Annotated in this window: 1 protein-coding gene; it reads right to left on the bottom strand. The window is 79.5% G+C overall.

Annotation, left to right across the window (positions count from 1 at the left end):
• Nucleotides 1-230 precede the first annotated feature (230 nt).
• Nucleotides 231-609 (bottom strand): AAA family ATPase (locus G3I41_RS33830; RefSeq protein WP_164404346.1); only part of this gene is annotated, 379 nt, incomplete at its 5' end.

The raw sequence follows: 609 nt of genomic DNA, 5'->3' as shown, positions 1-609 counted from the left end.
CGACCGACGGGGGGCCGGGGTGCGAAATACGTCCGGGATGAGACGGTGAACGGCCGCGCGGGCACCTCCCGGCCGCCCGCGCACTCGGCCCGCCCGGGCCGGGATGTCCGCCGGACGGGCCGGGATGTCCGCCGGACGGGCCGGGGTGTGTCGCCGTGCGGGCCGGTCGTCCCGGGGGAGCGGTCCACGCTCATCCGCGAGAGGACCGGGCGGCGCACCGCGTCCGGCGCTCAGCCCAGTGGCCGGTCGCCGCCCAGCGGTGCGGCCAGCCAACTCGCCGCCCGCGCACGGAAGTCGGCCGGGGCCAGCGATCCGGCACCCTCCGGGACGACGCCCAGCAGCGGAGCCCCGGCGGCGACGGGGAGGTCCGCCACATTGCAGCGCGCCGCGAGATCGGGCGCGGCCGGCATGCTGCCGATGACCACCCCCAGGCAGTCGAGCCGCCGGGCCCGCAGCGCCTCCGCCGTCAGGGCCGTGGAGTTGAGCGTGCCCAGACCGGCCGGGGCGACCACCAGGACCGGGGCCGCGAGCAGCCGGGCCGCGTCCGCCAGGGTCGCGCCCTCGTCGTCGAACCGTACGAGCAGCCCGCCGGCGCCCTCGACCAGGCCC

Source organism: Streptomyces sp. SID9727 (assembly GCF_010550605.1).
Lineage (GTDB): Bacteria > Actinomycetota > Actinomycetes > Streptomycetales > Streptomycetaceae > Streptomyces.
The sequence above is the reverse complement of the archived record's forward strand: the minus strand, read 5'-3'. Positions and strand labels throughout refer to the sequence as shown.